Here is a 20,701-nt window from a genome sequence, read left to right as displayed (position 1 = left end):
ATTTTGCTGTCATCCTGAGCGCAGCGAAGGACCTTATCACACTTGAATAGTTTGCAGTAACTGCATTAGTGCAACCGTGATAAGGTCCTTCGCTGCGCTCAGGATGACAGAATAAAACAACCCTTTATTTCACCTGCACTACCGCATTCACGCTCATGCCGGCGCGGAGCGGGTGCTCGGGGTCCACTTTATCCAAGGCGATGCGCACGGGGATGCGCTGAGTCACTTTCACGAAGTTGCCGCTGGCGTTGTCGGGAGGAAGCAGGGCGAAGCGAGCGCCGGTAGCAGCCGAAAGGCTCTCGATGTGGCCCTGGAACTCCTCTTTGGGGTAAGCGTCCACTTCGATTTTCACCGGCTGGCCCACCTTCATGTCTTCCAGCTGGGTTTCCTTGAAGTTGGCGATAATCCAGGTGCGGGCGCTGCCCACAATGCCGAACAGTTGCTGGCCGGGACCTACTACCTGGCCGGGCTGCACGTTCTTCTTGCTGACGATGCCATCCTGCGGCGCGGTGATGGTGGTGTAGCTCAGCTGCAGCTTGGCGTTGTCGAGGTCGGCCTGGCGCTGCTTCACCACGGCCTGGGCCACGGCAATTTGCTGCGAGGCGGCGGCTACCTGCTGGCGGGCTACGCTCACCTGGTCGGTGGCGGTGGCGCGCTGGGCGGCGGTCGATTTCAGGTTGGCCTGCACGGCATCGTACTCGCTCTGCGGGATGATGTCCTGTTTCCGCAGCATTTCGCTGCGCTTCAGGTCCTTCTGCAGGCGCTCCTGGTTGGCTTGGCTCACGCCGATGCCGGTTTGGGCGGTGCGCACGTTGGCCTGGGCCGTGGCTACGCCGGCGCGGGCGGCCGTTACCTGGGCCTGGGCGGCGAAGAGGGCGGCTTCAGCGGCGTTCACGCGCTGCTGGTAGTCGGCCTGGTCGAGGGTCACGAGCACCTGGCCCTTTTTCACGGGCATGTTGTCGTCTACTTTCACGTCGAGTACCGGGCCGCCTACGCGGGGCAGCACCGGGTACACGTCGCCTTCTACCTGGGCGTCGTCGGTGCTTTCGTGGGCTTTGGCAAACTGGTAGCGGGTGAAGCCGTAGAAACCGCCAGCCAGCAGAATCACAGCCATAATGATGAGGACAAGCGGGTTGCGCTTTTTAGGCTCTTCCATCGGCTCCGCTTCGGATGCCGCGTTGGGGTAGGGAGCAGGAGTGTTTTGGGCGACGGGGGCGGTTTCGGTCTGGGCCATCTTAGTAAGTATTCGGGGCGGTGTTTTACGGAAAAAAGGAGGGCAGCGGCGGCGTTAGGCCTGGTTCACTGCGGTTTGGGGTTGGAGCGGGGCGCGTACCAATAAGGTGGCGCACCGGGCGGTACGGAGCACGATTTCGGCCGTGGTTCCCATCAAAAAGCGGGTGAGGCCCGTTTGGCCATGCGCGCCAATAACAATTAAATCAGCCTGTTGGCGGTCGGCTTCGGCCACAATTTCCGGGGCCGCCTCGCCGCGCACCATGCCGGTGTGCACGCGGGCCACGCCGGCTTGCTCGGCCGAGGCCTGCAGGGCCTGCATCCGGCCTTTGTAGGAACCGAACACTTTCGCGTCGGGCTGCTGGCCGGTGGGGTCCTCTTGCGGTTCGCACACATGCAGCAGCCGCAGCTCGGCGCCGGTGGCCACGGCCAAGGCCGCTGCATAAGCCACCAGCCCAGCCGACGCGGCCGAGAAATCGAGCGGACAAAGGATGGTGGAGAGGTTCATTTCTAGGGTAAGAGGGTGTGGGGGTAGGAGGGTAGGAGTTGGATAGTGATAAGGGGAGGCTCAACAGAGAAAACTCTTGCCCTCCTACCCCCACACCCTCTTACCCTAAAAGCCTATTGCCAAATCTGCTCGCCGGTGGCGCGGCGCAGCTGGTACTGGCCCAGCGTGTAGTTGTACTCGGCCTGCACCAGGGCCAGGCGGGCCTGCGAGAGCTGGGTCTCGGCATCCAGCACGTCGAGGTTCTGGCCCACGCCGTAGCGGTACCGGTCGCGGGCTTTGCTCAGGGCCTCGGTGGCTTGCGCTACCTGCTGCTGGGCATTAGCGTGGCGGGCCTGACTAAAATCCATATTATTGATGGCCTGGCGCACGTCGGCGCGGATTTGCTCCTGCGTGTCGGCGGTGCGGGCCACGGCGGCGCGGGCGTTGGCCTCGGCCTCCACGCGCTGCTTCTTGTTCTTGTTGCCGTCATAAATCGGCACCGACAACTGCACCACGCCGACCGTGTTGAAGCGAATGCGGTTGATGTCGGGCAGAATGTAGCCGTTTTTGCCGCCAGCCTGCACACCCGCGCCGAGGCTGGGCATGTTGCTCTTCTCGATGAGGCGGGCTTGTAGCGCGGCCGTGTTTTCGGCGTCGCGGGCCAGCTTCACTTCGGGGCGGTTGTTGCTGGCTTTGATTACTTCTTCCTCCAGGTTCACCGGCTGCGGGTCGTAGGTCAGGCGGCCTTTCACCGGAATGTCGGCCTGGGCGGGCTTGTGCAGCAGGCGGGCCAGCTGCACCTGCTGGTTGCGCAGCTGGTTTTGCAGGTCGAGCTTGGTATTCTGAGCTTGCGTGATGCGCACGTCGGTGGTCGTCACATCGAAGCGGGTGCTCACGCCGGCCTGCACGCGCTTGTTCATTTCGTCGCGGTGGGCCTGCAGCGAGGCAATCTGCTGGTCCTGCACCTTGATGCTCTCACGCATGAACAGGATGTTGTAGTACACCTGCGCGGCGTTGAACGCCAGGTCGCGGCGGGCCACCGTGATGTTGTCCTGCGCCGTTTGCACCTGCGATTCGGCCACTTTCACCGTCGCCTCGTTCTTGCCGAAATCGAACAGCAGGTACTGCGCCGTGACGTGGAAGTCGTAGTTGTTGTTGGGCGCGAACTGCAGCGTTTCGCCACCAAACGGCAGCTTCACCACCGGGTCGATGCGAGTATAAGTGGCCGTGCCCGTTACCTGGGGCAGGAAGCCGGCCCGCGTCTGGCTCAGGCGGCTGGCCGAGGCAGCCGACAGCTCGGTGAGGTTGGTGATGCTGGGGTTGGCGTCGAGCACGGCTTGCAAGGTCGCGCCCAAGGTCAGGGAGTCGCTGGCCAAGCCAATAGACTGGGCAGCGGCGGGCACGCCAGGCTGGTTTTGCGCCAGCGCCGGCTGGGTCAGCAGCAGGCCGCCAAACAGCGACAAACCGGCCAGGCCCTTGAGGTGTTGATGAGAAAGCATAAGGCCAAGTGGCATTGAGTGTGCCCCGCCTTTACCGAAAGACGTGCCAGCACCGGGTAAGAAAAAGTGTATCATAGGTTCTCATTGGATACTAGATAATTAAAATAAAGTTCTCCTGTTCGAATACTATATATATAAAATAGCAATGCCTGATTTATTCCTTAAATAGCAGGAATTACCGTAATTTTACTCCTGCTATTTCAGGAAAAACAGAATAAGCTGGTGCCTACCAACGACGAAACCCTTCTGCTCCACCTTAACGAGGCCATCGCCACCATCCGCGACAAGGATTCGCTATTCAAGGTGGTGACGACCAAGCTGCGGCTGATTTTTCCGTTCGACCTTATCGGCATCAATGTCTTCGATGAAGAGGTGCAGCAGAAGCGCCTGTTTCTGCGCGACTATTATGGCGTGGACGAAGCGCCGCCCTTACCGCCGGGGGCCGATTATTTCTCCCCCATCGCCGGCTCGCCCATCGAAAAGCTCGTAGCCGACCCGCGCGTGCAGCAGTTTACGCCCCAGCAGTATCTGGCTGACTATCCGGAGTATGCGGCGTATAAAAAGATGACGCACCTCGGCATTACCCACCTCACGGCCGTGCCGCTGCACATCGCCGGCCGCCTCACCGGGTTCATGACGCTGGCCTCGCGCCGCACGCCCCACTTCACGGCCGCCGACGAAAAGCTGCTGGAAAAAATCGGCTCTCTGATAGCCATTGCGGTAGCCAATACGCTGGCCTTCGAGGAAGTAGCCCGCCGCGAGCAGGAGCGCACGCTGCAGCTCAACATCACCAATGCCCTGCTTAGCATCAAGCAGCGCGAACCGCTGTTCCGGGCCGTGGCCGAGGCCCTGAGCCAGGTCGTGCGGTTCGATTACTTCGGGCTGCGGGTGCAGCGGGCCGGCCGGCAGGAGCCGTTTGAGGGATTTGCCGAATTTGCGCGCTCCGCCGAAAGTCCGGATGCCCCGCTGCTGGCCCTCGACCCCAACCGCCAGCATGGCCTGAACCAGCTCGATACCTCGGCCATGTATCAGCAGCTGAATGAGTTGCTGCAGAATCCCGGGCTTTTTGCCGCCGATGATTTTCGGGCGCAGGCCCAGCGCTACCCGCTGCTACGGCACGTGTATGAGGAATACGGCACGCGGGCTATGCTCATTGTGCCCATCTGGCAGCGGCCCGACGGCGCGGCCGTGCTCATGCTGGCCTCGCCCAACCCCACAGCCTTCCGGCCCGAAGACCTGGCCACGGTGGTATCGCTCGCGCCTCAGATTGCGCTGGCGCTGGAAAATCTCTTCGCCTTCGAGCAGATTGAAGAGCTGAAGGCCCAGGTAGAAGAGGAGCGCACCTATCTGGTGGGCGAAATCAACACTTCGGCCCGGTTCGGGGCCGATTCGGGCACCTTCATCGGCAGCAGCCCGGCCCTGCAGCTGGTCGAGCGCCGCATCAGCCTGGTGGCCCCGACGGATACCACGGTGCTGATTTCGGGCGAAACCGGTACCGGTAAGGAGTTGGTGGCCCGCGAGCTACACAATGCTTCGCCGCGCCGCGCCCGCGCCCTCATCAAGCTCAACTGCGCCGCTTTGCCGGCGCAGTTGATTGAAAGCGAATTGTTTGGCCACGAAAAAGGTGCCTTTACCGGCGCGGTGGAGCGACGCATCGGCAAGTTTGAGCTGGCTAACGGCGGCAGTATTTTCCTCGATGAGATAGGGGAGCTTCCGCTCGATTTGCAGGCCAAGCTGCTGCGCGTGTTGCAGGAACGGGAGTTTGAGCGACTGGGGGGCACCAAAGTGCTGCACTCCGATGCCCGCGTGATTGCCGCCACCAACCGCGTGCTGGCCGACGAAGTAGCCGCCGGCCGTTTCCGCGCCGATTTATACTACCGCCTCAACGTGTTTCCCATCGAGCTGGCCCCACTGCGTGAGCGCCGCGAGGACATTGAGCCGTTGCTGCGCCACTTTATCCAGCGCCTGAGCAAGCGCTTGGGCAAGCCCATCCGGCAGGTGCGGCCAACGGATTTGGCGGCGCTGCAGGCCTACAGCTGGCCCGGCAATATCCGCGAGCTGGAGCACGTGCTGGAGCAGGCCATCATCGTGAGCCAGGGGCCATTTTTGGAGTTCGCGGGCTTTGCCGGGGCCCCGCTGCTGGCCGCCGCGCCTGCGGCCCAGGTCGCGATGACCATCAAGACGCTGAAGGAGCAGGAACGGGACCACATTCTGGCCGCCCTGCAGCAAACGGGCGGCCGCGTGAGCGGGGCGCAGGGCGCCGCTTTGCTGCTGGACATCAACCCGAAAACGCTGGAAGCGCGCATGAAGAAGCTGGGCATCCGGCGCATGGTGGGCGTGGGGTAGCGGCGCGGTCGTGGGCGTGAAATATTATTTCGCGCCGCGGATGTACTCTTGAAACAGTTTTCGAGTGGGAGTCTAAATATTATTTCGCGGGACTTGTGCCACGCAACCCCAAGCCGAAAATGGAAGTTGAAGAGGCCAAACGCCTTATCAACGTCTATGTCCTGTATTCGACACGCTGCCCTCGCTGCCACACTACTTGCTACCCTGCCCGCCGCCGCCCAAAACGTGCCACCGGCCGCTACGCCTTTCAAGATGACGGGCAACATCTACCTGCCCAACAAGCTGCCCGCCACCGACGCCCGCGTGGCCGCCCTGAAAGTGCCCGCCGGCTTCACCATCACCAAGTATGCCGAGGGCTTGGATATGCCCCGCATGCTAACCCAGGCCCCCAACGGCGACCTCTACGTGAGCAACCGCGTGAAAGGCACCATCACCCTGCTGCGTGATGCCAACAAGGACGGCAAAGCCGAAATAGTGCGCCAGGTGGCCCAGAAACCACATTTGCACGGCCTAGCGCTGAAAGATGGCAAGATGTACCTCAGCGCCATTCGGGAAGTGTACGTGGCCGACGTGCTGCCCGACGGTGGCCTGAGCGAGCCCCGCATCCTCTACAAAGACCTGCCCGACGCCGGCCAGCACGCCAACCGCACCCTGCGCTTCGGCCCTGATGGTCAGCTCTACCTCTCGGTGGGCAGCACCTGCAACGCCTGCGACGAGGACAACCCCGAAAACGCCACCCTGCTGGTGCTGAAAACCGACGGCTCAGGCCGCAGCATCTATGCCAGGGGCCTGCGCAACACCATCGGCTTCGACTGGCACCCGGCCACGGGCCAACTCTTTGGCATGGACCACGGCATCGACTGGCTCGGCGATGAGGACCAGATGGAGGAGCTGAACCAGATAAAGCAGGGCGCCGGCTACGGCTGGCCATCCATCATTGCCGATGGCAAGCACTACCCCGCCAACAAGCCCAAAACCGGCGAAACCTACGAGCAATTCGATGCCAAAAACCAGCGGCCACTGCTGGTCTACAAGGCTCATTCGGCCCCGCTGGGGCTGGTTTTCAACAAAGGCAGCCAGTTTCCGGCCGCGTATAAAAACGATGCCTTCGTGACCATGCACGGCTCCTGGAACCGGGCCCAGCCCTCGGGCTACAAGCTGGTGCGCGTGCATTTTGATGCGCAGGGCAAGCCGGAGAAGTTCGAGGATTTCATCACCGGCTTTCTGGTGGAAAACGACAAGTCGGAGTTTGGCCGGCCCTGCGGGCTCATTCAGGCCGTTGATGGCGCGCTGCTGATGAGCGACGACGACAACGGTGTTATTTACCGCGTGGCCTACAAGAAATAACGGCCGGGCGGTGGCCATTGGTGGCGGGTAGCCGTATGCCGGTTATTCTTTCACCAGTTGCTCCTCTTCATCATGGCTAACACGCCCGTAAGCACCCCGAAACACACCGACCCCGCCACCAAGCGCGATGAGAAAAAAAACGAAACCGAAATCAAGGACAAGCCCTCGGGCAAGACCGTGAAGACGCAGAAAAAATAGCTTCGCCCGAAGCTTCCAAAAAGCCTGCAGCACCTCGTGTTGCGGGCTTTTTGCGTTGAGCAGAAAAGGGTTGGATGGCGTGCTGACGGGCCGGGGCCGGCCGGCGGCAGGGGCGGTGCGCGGGGCCTGGCCCGATAAAAGAAAAACACTGAGCGTCACGTTTTCGGAAAAAATGCGTACTCGCATCTCTACAAGTTCTTTATCCATCGCCTACCTTAGTGCTATGAAGCAAGGGATTAAGCAAGTAAAAGCATTGCGTGGCCGGGCGCTGTGGCTGGCCCTGGCCCTGCCGGGCCTGCTACCCGTGGCTCGCGCCCAGGCTCAGCAAGCCCCGCGCCCCGACACCACCACCCAGGCCCTGCCCGCCCTGCTGGGCGATACCGTGCGGGTGCGCCTCGAACTGCAGCCCGACTCGCTGGTAGCCGTGCCGGTGCCCAGCATCGACTCGGCCCGGCTGGAGTGGCTGCGCACCCCGCCCACGATGCGCGACCTGGTGTGCGACCGCGTGGGCTGCTTCGAAACCGAGGCCCCGCATCAGTTCAACAACTCGGTGATGGCCTACGTGACCTTGTTCACGGCCCGCAACCGCAGCTATTTGCAGCGCGTGCTGGAGCGTGAGAACCTCTACTTTCCGCTGTTCGAGAAATACCTGGCGCAGTACAACCTGCCTACCGACCTCAAGTACCTGGCCGTGGTAGAGTCGGCCCTGATTCCGACGGCCAAGTCGCCGGTGGGGGCCACCGGCCTGTGGCAGTTCATGGGCCCCACCGCCGGCGACCTGCGCCTGAAGCGTGACGAATGGATTGACGAGCGCATGGCCCCCGAAAAGGCCACCGAAGCCGCCTGCAAGCACCTGCGCTATTTGTACGGCGTGTTTCACGACTGGGAACTGGTGCTGGCGGCCTACAACTGGGGCGCGGGCAGCGTGCAGCGCGTGATGCGCCGCACCGGCAAAAAAACCTTCTGGGACCTGTACCCGCACATGCCGGCCGAAACGCGCAACTACGTGCCCACCTTCACGGCCATCATGTACAGCATGAAGTACGCCGAGGCCCACGGCCTGCGCACGCCCACGCTGCGCTACCAGTACGCCGAGGCCATGGACACGATGAACCTGCGCGGCCACGCCTTCGACCTGCGCCGCCTGAGCCGGGCCTGCGGCTATACCGATTCGCTTTACCTCACCCGCTTCAACCCCGAACTGCGCCGCGCCGCGCTGCCGGCCGGCTACCGGCCCTACGTGGTGCGCTTCCCGGCCGCGGCGGCCGAGCACCTTGGCGACGTGGACCGCGCCACCCTGCTGGCCTACTGCGAGCCCGCCGCCGAGCTGCCGCGCCCGCTCGGCTTCCTGCCGCCCCGCCTCGAAGGCGTGGAGCCCTGGCCCAGCCGCTCGCTGCTGGCTGCCACTGCCGGCCCCCGCGCCACCACCGAAACCAACGCTCCGCGCTTCCGCCGAGTGTCGTATAAGGTGCGCCGGGGCGAAACCGTGGCCAGCTTGGCCGAGCGGTTCGATGTGAGCCCCAGCCAGCTGCGCCGCTGGAACGAACTGCCCAAAAACCGCCCTTTGAAACCCGGCCGCGAGCTGCTGGTATTTGTGCCGCTGCCCGCCACCGCCGCCCCGCGCAACCCGGTGCGCGAAGCCGTGCCGGTACCTGAAACGGTGGTATTGGTGGCCGCCACGGCCGCGCCGGTGGTGGACGAGGAAGCCCTGGCCCGCCGCGAGCAGGCCAACGCCAACGCCCGCGAAGCCGCCCGCCTGCAGGAGCTGATGCGTCAGGAAAAGCAGCAGGAACTGCGCCTCGTGGCCATTCGCCAGCGCCAAGCCATTCAGCAGGCGGCGGCTGAGGCCCAGGCCCGTGCCGCTGCCCGCCAGCTGGCCCGCGAAACGGCCAAGGCCGAAGCGCGTGATGCTGCTAAAGCCGAGGTGCGCGCCCAGGCCGCCGCGCTGGCTGCTTCTGAAAACAGCGCCGCCAAAACGCGGATTGCTGAGCCCAAGCTGAACGAAACCCGCGAAGCTGCCGCCACGCAAGTTGCCGCGGTGGCTGATGAAACGCCCGCCCTGAAATCGACCGAAGGTGTGTACACCGTGCGGCGGGGCGATTACCTCACCAAGCTGGCCCGCGAGCGTGGCCTGAGCGTGGCCCAGCTAGTGACCTGGAACAAGTTGGAATCGGAAACCGTGGTGCCCGGGCAGCGACTGGTTTTCCAGGCACCGGCGGCTGAAGATGCTGATGTATCGCCTGCTTCGGCTAAAAAGCAGCGCCGCGAAACGGCCGTAGCGCGGGCCGCTGAACCGAAAGCAACGGTGGCTGCTAACACTGGCCGCCATGCCCAATTGACTGCCGCGCCGCAGGTGCACCGCGTGCAACAGGGCGACACGTTGTTCAACATTTCGCAGCGCTTTAATGTGAGCGTGCAGGTGCTGCGCGAGCTCAATCACCTGAAATCGGACGAGGTGAAGCTGGGCCAGAAGCTGCTGGTCCCGCAGGGCTAATCGCTTCCATTCAGAGCCGCTTGCCAGAAATAAACGCGGCATTGCCGCGCATTTGGCGCTAATTTCGCCCACCACGGCCGCGCTGCCTTGCGCGGCCGTTGCCATTTCCGAAGAATTCCCGATGCTGAAAGTAAACAAGCAAGACGCCCTCAATTACCACTCGCAGGAGCCCGCCGGCAAGCTCGAAGTGGTGCCCACCAAGCCCATGAGCACCCAGCTCGACCTCGCGCTGGCTTACTCGCCGGGCGTGGCCGAGCCCTGCAAGGCCATTGCCGAAAACCCCGACGACGTGTATAAGTACACCGCCAAGGGCAACCTGGTGGCCGTGATTTCGAACGGCACGGCGGTGCTGGGCCTGGGCAACATCGGCCCCGCCGCCAGCAAGCCGGTGATGGAAGGCAAGGGCGTGCTGTTCAAGAAGTTTGCGGGCATCGACTGCTTCGATATTGAGATTGATGCCACCGACCCCGACGAGTTTATCCGCATCGTGAAGTCGCTGGAGCCCACGTTTGGCGGCATCAACCTGGAAGACATCAAGGCGCCCGAATGCTTCCGCATCGAAACGGAGCTGCGCGAGAAGATGAACATCCCGCTGATGCACGACGACCAGCACGGCACGGCCATCATCACCTCGGCCGCGCTACTGAACGCGCTCGAAATCGTGGGCAAGAAGATTGACGAGGTGAAGCTCGTGGTGAGCGGGGCGGGGGCCGCGGCCGTGTCGTGCCTGCGCCTGTACCTGGCCCTGGGCCTGAACCGCGACAACGTGGTGGTGTTCGATAAGGACGGCGTTATCAACGCTGGCCGCACCGATTTGGCCCCCATCCAGATGCAGTTTGCCACCAGCCGCACCGTAACCACGCTGGAAGAAGCCATGACCGGGGCCGACGTATTCCTGGGGCTGTCGGCGGCCAATGTGCTGCCGGCCGGTCTGCTGCTGCTGATGGCCGACAACCCCATCGTATTCGCCCTGGCCAACCCCGACCCCGAGGTGAGCTACCAGCTGGCCATGGCCACCCGCGACGACCTCGTGATGGCCACCGGCCGCTCCGACCACCCCAACCAGGTGAACAACGTGCTGGGCTTCCCCTACATTTTCCGGGGCGCGCTGGATGTGCGCGCCACCGAAATCAACGAGGCCATGAAGCTGGCCGCCGTGCACGCGCTGGCCGAGCTCAGCAAGGAGCCGGTGCCCGAGATGGTGAACAAAGCCTACGGCGACAACACACTGGCCTTTGGTCGTAATTATCTGATTCCGAAACCGCTCGACCCGCGCCTGATTACCAGCATCAGCCCGGCCGTGGCCAAGGCCGCGATGGAAAGCGGCGTGGCCCGCCTGCCCATCGAAGACTGGACGGCTTATGAAGACCAGCTCCGCGCCCGCCTCGGCGTGAACCAGAAGCTGATGAACCGCCTCACTTCGGCAGCTCGCGCCAACCCCAAGCGCGTGGTGTTTGCCGAGGCCGACAACTACAAGATTCTCAAAGCCGCCCAGATTCTGCAGGACGAGGGCATCTGCACGCCTATTTTGCTGGGGCCGCAGGAAAAAATCGAAACCATTGCCCGCGAAAACAGCCTCGACCTCGAAGGCTGCGAAATCATCAACATCCTGAAGCAGGACGCCAAGCGCGACGACTATGCCAAGCTGCTGTACGAGAAGCGCCAGCGCCGCGGCATGACGCTCTACGAAGGCCGCCGCCTGATGCGCGAGCGCAACTACTACGCCGCCATGATGGTGGAAACCGGCGAGGCCGACGCCTGCATCACCGGCCTCACCAAGGACTACGGCAAGAGCATCATCCCGTCGCTGCAGGTTATCGGCACCGAGGATGGCGTGAAGCGCGTGTCGTCGATGTACATCATCCAGCACAAGAAGGGCCCGTACTTCTTCGCCGATACTACCGTGAACATCAACCCCACGGCCGAAGAAATGGTTGAAATTATCGGCCTCACGGCGCGGGCCGTGCGCTTCTTCGATGCCGTGCCGCGCGTGGCGGTTATCAGCTACTCCAACTTTGGCTCGAACGCCGGGCCGCTGCCCGAGAAAACCCGCCGCGCCACCGAGCTGGCCAAGGCGCGCTTCCCCGACCTGCTCATCGACGGCGAGATGCAGGCCAATGTGGCCCTGAGCCCGCAGCTGCTGCAAGAGCACTACGGCTTCTCACCGCTGGCCGAAAAAGGTGCTAACACCCTGATTTTCCCCAATGTAGAGTCGGGCAACATCGCCTATAAGGTGTTGCAGGAAATCAGCGGCACCGAGGTAATCGGGCCGGTGCTGATGGGCATGCGCAAGCCGGTGCACATCCTGCAGCTTGGCGCGAGCGTGCGCGACATTGTGAACATGGCCGCCATCGCGGTGGTCGATGCGCAGATGGGCGGCAAGGCGCTGTAGCGGGCCGGTCCGGTTGCGAACCGGCCGTCAGGTTTCATCTGTCATGCTGAACGCAGTGAAGCACCTTATCACATCCAAACGATTTGTTCTGGCGTGATAAGGTGCTTCACTGCGTTCAGCATGACAGATGCCTATTAATTCCGCCCATGACAACCTTCCCGATTTCGCCCAAAAAATTTGCCTGAAAAGCCAGTAGATTTGGGAGATGAAACCCTGCGAAACGGTGTTACCCTCGCAGCTTTTCGCTTCTCTCTTTTCCCTGCTCTATGATTGCCTACCTCGACGGTAAACTCGCTTACAAAGACGCTACCCTCGCCATTATCGACATGCTCGGCATTGGCTACGAAGTCCGCATTTCGCTGGCCACCTACTCGAAGCTGCCGGCCGAGGGCGCGGCCACTAAAATCTATACCTACCAGCACATTAAGGAAGACGGGCAGACGCTCTACGGTTTTCTGGACCCTGCCGAGAAGGCCCTGTTTATGCAGCTGATTTCGGTGTCGGGCATCGGGCCGGGCACGGGCATTGTGATGGTGAGCAGCATGAGCGTGGGTGAAATCCGCGACGCCATTGTGAACGAGAACGTGCGCGCCATTCAGGCCATAAAGGGCGTGGGGCCGAAAACGGCCCAGCGCGTGATTCTGGAGCTGAAAGACAAGATGCGGAAAGACGAGCTGCTGGCCAAAGCCGGCGTGGATACCGTGCCGCTGGCCCGCCAGCACAATACGCGCCGCGCCGAAGCGTTGCAGGCCCTGGTGACCCTCGGCTTTGCGCGGGCCGCCGCCGAGAAGCAGCTGGACCAGATTCAGCACAAGCACGGTGGGGAGCTGAGCGTGGAGGAATTGATTAAGTTTGCTTTGAAGTCGCACTGAGCCGTGCCGCGAAAATTTTTGTTCGCGTCGGTTGGGGTTCGCTTCGGGGCAGCTTGCTGCTGAAATTGAAAATGCTGTGCCTGATGCGCGCTGCCTAAGTAGCGCGTGTTCTTACACTTATCTGCTTGAAATCTGGTCAGAAGTTTCTTCCCGCATCGGTAGTTGTAGTGGCGTCGTTGCTGGCGTGGTGGGCCCCGGCCTCGCCGTTGGCTAGCGCGCGCCTGAGCCGGGCGTGGCTGCGCGCCCAGCGCACGCTGGCCCTCGACACGCCGCGTACCGACACCCTGGGGCCCTACCGCCCCAGCCGGCGCCCCCGCGTGCGGGCCCAGGACCGGCCCGGCAGCCCCTTCGGCCAGCGCAAGCGCGAGTCGCCCCTGATTCTGCCCTTGCCCAAAACCGTGAAGCTGAATGTGGCCGTCGACGACAGCCTGAAACAGTTCGACGTGCAGGAAAAGGTAGGCAAGGAGGTCGACTACCGCGACCCCAGCGTGCTTACGTACAAGCAGTACGAGGAGTTTCAGCGCCGCCAGGCCATCAGCGACTACTACCGGCAGAAAGCCAAGGGTGGCATTGCGGGCGCGCCGGCCGCGGCAGGCACGCCCCAGGCCCAGCGCCTGATTCCGAAGATTTACCTCGGGCCCATTGCCAACCGCATTTTTGGGGGCAGCTACGTCGACATTCGGCCGGCGGGTGCGGTCACGCTCAAATTTGGCGGGCGCTTTAATCGCAACGAGAACCCGGCCCTGACGCTGCGCCAGCAGAGCGTGGGCGACTTTTTGTTCGAGCAGAACATCAACGTGAACCTGACCGGGCAGATTGGCACCCGGCTCAAGCTGGTGTTCAACTACGACACCAAGGCCTCGTTCGACTTCGACAACCAGATGAAGTTCGACTTCGCCGGCGACGACAACGATATCGTGCGCAAGGTGGACCTCGGTAACGTGAGCCTGCCGCTGGGCAACTCGCTGGTGCAGGGCGGCCAGAACCTGTTCGGGGTGAAAACCCAGTTGCAGTTTGGCAAGCTGGGCGTGACGGCCGTGGCCGCCACCGTGCGCGGCACCGCCGACGAAGTGCGCATTCAGAACGGTGCCCAGAGCCGGCAGTACGAGTTGAAAGCCAGCCAGTACGAGCGCGACCGGCACTTTTTCCTGTCGCAATTCTTTCGCGAAAAGTACGACCAGGCCCTGCGCAACCTGCCCACCATCCAGAGCGATGGGGTGACGATTACGCGCCTGGAGGTGTACGTGACCAACGACAACCGCACCACCGAAACCCTGCGCAACGTGGTGACGCTGATGGACCTGGCCGAGCCGCTGCGCGTGTACCAGAGCGGGCTGTTGCCGGTGCGGCCCGCCAATACCCGGACGCCCGCCGATAACGCGGCCAACCGCGAATACGCGGCGTTGCTGGCCGGGGGCCTGGCCGCCCGCGACAACCTGCAGGTCGACGGCTTTTTGCAAAGCCTGCAGCCGGGCTTTGCCAAAAACGTGGACTATGAGCGGGTGCGCGCCCGCAAGCTCGACAACCGGGAGTTCACCTTCAACTCCCAACTCGGCTACCTGAGCCTGAACACGCCGCTGCTGCCCGACCAGGTGCTGGGCGTGAGCTACACTTACCTCTACAACGGCAAAACCTACAAGGTGGGGGAAACGTCGGACGACTACGGCTCGCTGCCTGCCGACCAAGTGGTGTTTCTGAAAATGCTGCGGGCCAGCAACCCGGGCGTGAACGTACTGCCCCAGCCCGGCCGCCCCGACCCGCTGAACCCGGACGTGAGCACCCGCAACACGCCCACCTGGGATTTGATGATGAAAAACATCTATCCCCTGAATGCTTCGCAGCTGAGCCGCGACAACTTCCAGCTGCAGATTATTTACAAGGACGACGCCACTGGGGTCGACTTGGTGTCGTTGAAGGAGGGGGTGCGGCTGCAAAACCGCCCGCTGATTGAGGTGCTTAACCTCGACCACGTGAACCCCAACAACGACCGTAACCCGGACGGCAACTTCGACTTCTTTCCGGGCGTGACGATTGACCCCGAGCTGGGCAAAATCATCTTCCCCAACATTCAGCCCTTCGGCTCCTACCTGCGCACGCAGTTCGACACCACCGGGGTGAACGGGGCTGCCGAGCGGCTGTTGGCGCAGAAATACGTGTACTCGGAGCTGTATAACCAGACCCAGAGCGACGCCCAGCAGCGCCAGGAAAAGGACAAGTTTTTCCTGCGCGGGCGTTTCCAGGGCGGGGCGGGGTCTGATGAGATTAACCTGCCCGGCATTGGCATTGCGCAGGGTTCGGTGCGGGTGCGCTCGGGCTCGACGCTGCTCACGGAAGGCACCGACTACCAGGTGTTTTACGACCAGGCCAAGGTGAAAATCCTGAACCCGGCTTACCTGAACTCGGCCAACGAGCTGCGGGTAGAATTTGAGAAAAACGCCCTGGTGCAGGTGCAGCCCCGCAAGCTGCTGGGCACCCGCCTCGACTACCGCCTGAACCGCGACGTGACTTTGGGCGCCACGGCCCTGCACCTGCTCGAAAACCAGGCCCCGGGCATCAACCGCGTGAATGTGGGTGACGAGCCGGGCAACAACACCATCGTGGGCCTGGATGGCAGCATCCGGAAAGACAGCCGGGTGCTGACCAAGTACCTCGACATGCTCCCGTTTGTGTCGACCAAGGAAATTTCGACCATTGCCTTCAGCGGGGAGTTTGCCAAGCTGCTGCCGGGCCGCTCGCAGTTGGGCAACGGCGAAAACGGCGTGAGTTACGTCGACGACTTCGAGAACGCGCGCACGCCCTACACGCTGGGCGGCCTGGCCAGCATTCCGGCCTGGCGGCTGGCCAGCACGCCGCTGCCCATTGGCGGCAGCAACGCCGTGGGCCTGGCCTATGCCTACCAGCGTGCCCGCCTGGCCTGGTACACCATCGACCAGAGCTACTACACCGGCGGCCCCAACGTGCCAGCCAACATCGGGGCGGCCGACCTGACCAACCACTACGTGCGCGGCGTGAAGCGCGACGAGGTGTTCCCCAACAAGGACCTGGGCTCGACCGGCAACGGCTACGAGTACACCTTCGACATGGCCTTTTACCCCAAGGAGCGGGGAGCCTACAACTACAACCCGGCCATCGACAACGCCGGCAAGTTCTTCACCGGCACCGAGGCCACCACCAGCGGCCTGCTGAACAAGTTTGGCGGCATCAGCCGGGCCATCACCTTCGATACTGATTTCGACAACGCCAACATTGAGTACCTGGAGTTCTGGATGATGGACCCGTTCATCAACACGCCCAACGGCGTGGTGCTCGACCCCGATAACCCCAGCCCGAAGCCCAATACTACGGGCGGCGACTTCGTTATCAACCTGGGCAACGTGAGCGAAGATGTGCTGAAGGACCAGAACCAGCACGAGTTCGAGAACGGCCTGCCCGTGACCAATGACCCGACGGACGTGGCCAATACCACCAACCCGACGCCTTTCGGCCGCGTCACGAAGCAGCAGTTTCTTACCGATGCCTTCAACGCCGCCCCCGGCGCCCGGGCCGCCCAGGACGTGGGCCTCGACGGCGTGAGCGACGACAACGAGCGCGTGCAAGCCACGGTGCCGCAGGGCTACGGCGCGCAGTTTGCCACCCTGCCCGACCCCTCGGCCGACGACTTCCGCCACCACCTCGACCCCAGCTACGACGCGGCCAATACCAAGCTGCTGGGCCGCTACAAGAACTACAACGGCTACGACGGCAACTCGCCCGAGAACAGCCAGCTGAGCTCGACGGCCTACCCCGACAAGGAAGACCTGAACCGCGACAACGTGGTGCAGGACGTGGAGCGCTACTACGAGTACAAGATGCGCCTGCGCCCCGGCACCCTCGACATCGGTTCGAACTACATCATCGATAAGGTGACGACTGCCCCCATCGAAGGCTCGGGCGACCGCGTGACCTGGTACCAGTTCCGCATTCCCATTCGCGAGCAGTACACCAGCATTCAAGGCAACAACAACCAGGCCTTCGGCTTCAAGTCCATCCGCTTCCTGCGCATGTACATGACCGGCTGGCAGGAGCCCGTGGTGGTGCGCCTGGTGCAGCCGCAGTTTGTGGCCAACCAGTGGCGCCGCTTCATCTACCCGCTGGTAGATGCGCGCCAGGGGCCCCAGCCGCCCGTAGGCTTGCAAGCCGATGCCCGTTCCTTCAACATTTCGACGGTGAGCGTGGAGGAGAACGGCGTGGCTGCCGGTGGAGGCATCCCGTACGTGTCGCCGCCCGGCATCAGGCGCGACCAGGAGTACGGCAGCAGCAGCACCTCGCGCCTGCAAAACGAGCAGAGCCTGCGCCTGAGCGTGCAGGAACTGCGCGACGGCTTTGCCAAGGCGGCGTACAAGAACATCACCATCAACCTGCTGCGCTACAAGCGCCTGCGCCTGTTCCTGCACGGCGACTCGGACGACCCCACCACCAAGGACGGCGAAACCCGCGCCTTTCTGCGCATTGGCACCGACTACACCCAGAACTACTACGAATACTCGCTGCCCCTGAAGCTGACCACCACCGGCACCACCGCCGACGAGGTGTGGCCCGTGGAAAACCGCATCGACGTGTCCTTCCAGGATTTCATCGATGCCAAGGCCAAGCGCAACCAGCAGTTTCCGAACCCTTCCTTGCTCACGCCTTTCAGCGTAGACCTGCCCAACGGGGCTCGTATCACGGTGGTGGGCAACCCCGATTTTTCGGCCGTTCAGGGCGTCATGCTGGGCATTCTCAACCCCATCGGCGGCGTCGACCCCACCACCGCAGCCAAAACGGTGAACCTATGGGCCGATGAGTTCCGGGTGTTCGATTTTGAGCAGCAGGCCGGCTACGCTGCCACTGCCCGCCTGAACGTGAAGCTGGCCGACGTGGCCAACGTGACGGCCACCGGCAGCTTCACCAGCGTGGGCTTTGGCGGCTTGCAGGACAAAGTGCAGCAGCGCTCGATTGACGACGTATTCCGGGGCGATTTGAACACCACGGTGGCCGTCGATAAATTTTTGCCGCCGCAGCTGGGCCTGCGCGTACCGGTGCTGCTGCAGGTGGGCCGCGAGAGCCGTTCGCCCCTCTACGACCCGCTCGACCCCGACACCAAGCTGGAGCAAAGCCTACAGAAATTCCGCAACGCGGACAACACCATCAACACGGCCGCCCAGGCCGAGTACCGCAAAAAGGTCATCGACCAAACCACCAGCCGCAGCGTGTCGGTGCTGAACGTGCGCAAGGAGCGCAGCCAGCCCAAGCCCGGGGCCGCGCCCAGCCTGCCCAGGCCGTGGGACGTGGAAAACCTGGCCCTGAGCTTCTCCCTTACCGACCGCCTGCACTCCGACATTCGCACCGACCGCGACTACACCAAGGCCTACACCGCCGCCGTGGCCTACGTCTACCAGACCACGCCCAAGAACTACGAGCCGCTGGCCAAAATCAAGGCCCTCGACAACCCGTACCTGAAGATTTTCCAGCAGATTAACTTCACGCCGCTGCCTTCGCGCTTCTCGTTCCGCACCGACATCGACCGGCGCTACAACGAGCGGTTCCTGCAGCGTGTGCTGAACCCCGGCGAGCTGCCCAGCACGGCCGGCATCGCCCCGATTATTCAGAAGTCGTTCTATATCAGCCGCATCTACGACCTGAAGTGGGACCTGACCAAGAGCCTGATTTTCGATTACACCGCCAACAACCGCGGCGTGGTCGACGAAGGCCGGGGCCGCACCATTGGGGTGAGCCAGCAGGCCATCGACAACCGCAACGACCTGCAGAACAACCTGCTGCGTGGCGGCCGTACCGTCAATTTCAACCAGGTGGCCTCGCTGACCTACCGCTTGCCGCTCGATAAATTCCCGCTCACCGACTGGCTGAGCGCCGATGCCCGCTACGCGGCTACCTACAACTGGCAGTCGTCGTCGGCCTCGCTGCGCGCCCCGCTTTACCCGGTGCCCACCGGCAACCAGGAGCTGGACACCATGACCGTGAACCTGAACCTGGGCAACACTGTGCAGAACAACGCCGAGTTCAGCGCCAACGGCAAAATTGACCTGGTGAAGCTGTACAACAAGGTGAAGTTTCTCAACATCATCAACAACGCCCAGCCCGCCAGCGCCCGCTCGCGCAGCGTGGCCACCGACCTGCTCAACGCGGGCCGCCCCGATGCCGCCGACGGCCGCAACGGCAAGCCCGCCGCCGATACCACCCGCGAAAAGTACCGCTTCGTGAAAGCCGTGCTGCGCGGGCTGATGACGGCCCGCTCCATCAACTTCACCTACGTGCGGGCCAACGGCACGCTGCTGCCCGGCTACCTGCCCAAAACCGCCCTCTTTGGCTTCGACCGGGGCTTCACGGCTCCGGGCCTGCCGTTCATCGTGGGCAAGCAGTACGAACTCGGCGACCTCTATGAGATGGCCGCCGACCGGGGCTGGTACACCCAGGAAAGCCAATATCTGAACACCGCCCTGAGCAACCTGCTTACCGAAAACCTGGCCCTGCGTACTGCTCTAGAACCTATTCGCGGGTTCAATATTCAGGTAGATGCCCGCCGGCAGCTGGCCCGCAACCAGCAGGTGTACTACCGCCGGCTGGTGAACGACAGCACCCTGGTGCCCACCACGGAGCGCGACGCCAAAGGCCGCTACCTGCTGGCCGAACACCCGCTGCTGGGCAGCGGCTCGTTCCAGACCTCGACCATCACCATCCAGACGTTGTTTGGCGACCTGGGGGCCAACGGCGAAACTTCGAAGGCATTTGAGCAATTCGTGAAAAACCGGCCCATTGTGCGCGCTAAACTGCTGGAAGCCAACCGCAACCCGAACAACCAGGCCGGCACCTACACCTACAACTCGCAGGATGTGCTGGTGCAGAGCTTCGTGGATGCCTACCACGGCCGCTCTTCCGACGGCTACACGGCCAAGAAATTCAACCCGTTCAGTATGTTGCCGCTGCCCAACTGGCGCGTCGACTACAACGGCTTTGCCGACCTGCCAGTCATCAAGCGCTACTTCTCGTCGTTCACCCTCAACCACGCCTATTCGTCCACCTACAGCATCGGCAGCTACAACACGGCCACCAACTACCAGGTTGAGCCGGACTTCCGCGACCCGAACGCCCCTTTCCAGCGGAACGACAACGGCCAGTTCATCCCGTACTACGTGGTGGGCCAGGTGAGCATTGCCGAGCGGCTGGCCCCGCTCATCGGCGTCAATTTCCAGACGGTGAGCCGCGCCACCGGCCGCCTCGAATACCGCACCGACCGCACCGTGGTGCTGAACGTGACTAACGCCCAGGTAACGGAGCTGTACACCAACGAAATCGTGGTAGGGTTTGGCTACGCCACCAACAGCCTGAAACTGCCCTTCCGCGTCGGCGGCGAGCAGCGTGTGCTCAAAAACAACCTTACCGCCCGCCTCGACCTGAGCATTCGCGACAACATCACCATTCAGCGCAGCATCATCAACGTGGTGGAGGCCGGCAACACGCAGGGCCTGACGCCATCGGAAGGCACGGCCCAGGGCCAGATTACCAACGGCAACAAAACCTTCCAGCTGCGCCCCACCGTCGACTACCTGCTCAACTCCCGCCTCAACCTGCAGCTCTACTACAGCCAGACCGTGACCACGCCGCGCATCAGCAACGCCTTCCGCAACACGGCTTCGGAGGGCGGCCTGCAACTGCGCTACAGCCTCACGCAGTAGGTGGAATATCGGATTGGGGGAGTAACGGATTGAAGAGGTCGTGAAATCTGGTTTGCCCGGGTAAAACATTTCGGCCCTCGTCGCCTTCCCCACTGTCGCATTGCCTAATTTTGCCGCCAACCCC

At 62.8% G+C, this 20,701-nt stretch carries 10 protein-coding genes; 6 read left to right on the top strand and 4 right to left on the bottom strand.

Translation table 11 applies throughout. The annotated features are described in order from the left end of the window. Positions 1 to 124: 124 nt before the first annotated feature. The 3 genes from MON38_RS12655 to MON38_RS12645 all read right to left on the bottom strand — a co-directional run bounded on the left by MON38_RS12655 (position 125) and on the right by MON38_RS12645 (position 3,216). Positions 125 to 1,234 carry an HlyD family secretion protein gene (locus MON38_RS12655; RefSeq protein ID WP_241936537.1) on the bottom strand — a complete coding sequence of 370 codons (1,110 nt, stop codon included), beginning with the start codon at positions 1,232 to 1,234 and terminating at the stop codon, positions 125 to 127. Between the two features lie 54 nt (positions 1,235 to 1,288). Further along, a complete protein-coding gene (locus MON38_RS12650) occupies positions 1,289 to 1,738 on the bottom strand; it encodes a universal stress protein (RefSeq protein WP_241936536.1) in 450 nt (149 codons plus the stop codon). Between the two features lie 113 nt (positions 1,739 to 1,851). Continuing rightward, positions 1,852 to 3,216, bottom strand: a complete 1,365-nt coding sequence (locus tag MON38_RS12645) for a TolC family protein (protein ID WP_241936535.1) — start codon at positions 3,214 to 3,216, stop codon at positions 1,852 to 1,854. A 222-nt stretch (positions 3,217 to 3,438) separates the two neighbouring features. Between MON38_RS12645 and MON38_RS12640 the strand changes: the two genes are divergently transcribed. Both MON38_RS12640 and MON38_RS12635 read left to right on the top strand, forming a co-directional pair. Beyond that, positions 3,439 to 5,562, top strand: a complete 2,124-nt coding sequence (locus MON38_RS12640; protein WP_241936534.1) for a sigma-54-dependent Fis family transcriptional regulator — start codon at positions 3,439 to 3,441, stop codon at positions 5,560 to 5,562. A gap of 156 nt (positions 5,563 to 5,718) precedes the next feature. Further along, positions 5,719 to 6,909, top strand: a complete 1,191-nt coding sequence (locus MON38_RS12635) for a PQQ-dependent sugar dehydrogenase (protein WP_241936533.1) — start codon at positions 5,719 to 5,721, stop codon at positions 6,907 to 6,909. 42 nt (positions 6,910 to 6,951) lie between these two features. Here the strand turns inward: MON38_RS12635 and MON38_RS12630 are convergent, their stop codons facing one another. Next, positions 6,952 to 7,314, bottom strand: coding sequence for a hypothetical protein (locus tag MON38_RS12630; protein WP_241936532.1), 363 nt, complete (start codon positions 7,312 to 7,314; stop codon positions 6,952 to 6,954). Positions 7,315 to 7,330: 16 nt separating this feature from the next. Here MON38_RS12630 and MON38_RS12625 point away from each other — a divergent pair, with 16 nt between their 5' ends. From MON38_RS12625 to sov, 4 genes are all read left to right on the top strand, one after another. After that, a complete protein-coding gene (locus tag MON38_RS12625) occupies positions 7,331 to 9,601 on the top strand; it encodes a LysM peptidoglycan-binding domain-containing protein (RefSeq protein ID WP_241936531.1) in 2,271 nt (756 codons plus the stop codon). 121 nt (positions 9,602 to 9,722) lie between these two features. Then, positions 9,723 to 11,993 (top strand): NADP-dependent malic enzyme, encoded by a 2,271-nt coding sequence (locus tag MON38_RS12620; protein WP_241936834.1) that lies wholly within the window; start codon positions 9,723 to 9,725, stop codon positions 11,991 to 11,993. Between the two features lie 266 nt (positions 11,994 to 12,259). Further along, entirely contained in the window at positions 12,260 to 12,865 is a 606-nt protein-coding gene (gene ruvA / locus MON38_RS12615) for a Holliday junction branch migration protein RuvA (RefSeq protein WP_241936530.1), read from the top strand. Between the two features lie 125 nt (positions 12,866 to 12,990). After that, positions 12,991 to 20,577, top strand: coding sequence for a T9SS outer membrane translocon Sov/SprA (gene sov, locus MON38_RS12610; protein ID WP_241936529.1), 7,587 nt, complete (start codon positions 12,991 to 12,993; stop codon positions 20,575 to 20,577). Positions 20,578 to 20,701 lie beyond the last annotated feature (124 nt).

It is taken from the genome of Hymenobacter cyanobacteriorum, from assembly GCF_022631375.1.
In the GTDB taxonomy this organism is placed as follows: Bacteria; Bacteroidota; Bacteroidia; order Cytophagales; family Hymenobacteraceae; genus Hymenobacter; species Hymenobacter cyanobacteriorum.
The sequence above is the reverse complement of the archived record's forward strand: the minus strand, read 5'-3'. Positions and strand labels throughout refer to the sequence as shown.

What these genes read in the sequence shown, in the direction of transcription:
- MON38_RS12655 (WP_241936537.1), bottom strand. Translation starts at nt 1,234, where the DNA reads ATGGCCCAGACCGAAACCGCCCCCGTCGCCCAAAACACTCCTGCTCCC.
- MON38_RS12650 (WP_241936536.1), bottom strand. Translation starts at nt 1,738, where the DNA reads ATGAACCTCTCCACCATCCTTTGTCCGCTCGATTTCTCGGCCGCGTCG.
- MON38_RS12645 (WP_241936535.1), bottom strand. Translation starts at nt 3,216, where the DNA reads ATGCTTTCTCATCAACACCTCAAGGGCCTGGCCGGTTTGTCGCTGTTT.
- MON38_RS12635 (WP_241936533.1), top strand. Translation starts at nt 5,719, where the DNA reads ATGTCCTGTATTCGACACGCTGCCCTCGCTGCCACACTACTTGCTACC.
- MON38_RS12630 (WP_241936532.1), bottom strand. Translation starts at nt 7,314, where the DNA reads ATGGATAAAGAACTTGTAGAGATGCGAGTACGCATTTTTTCCGAAAAC.
- MON38_RS12625 (WP_241936531.1), top strand. Translation starts at nt 7,331, where the DNA reads ATGAAGCAAGGGATTAAGCAAGTAAAAGCATTGCGTGGCCGGGCGCTG.
- MON38_RS12620 (WP_241936834.1), top strand. Translation starts at nt 9,723, where the DNA reads ATGCTGAAAGTAAACAAGCAAGACGCCCTCAATTACCACTCGCAGGAG.
- ruvA (WP_241936530.1), top strand. Translation starts at nt 12,260, where the DNA reads ATGATTGCCTACCTCGACGGTAAACTCGCTTACAAAGACGCTACCCTC.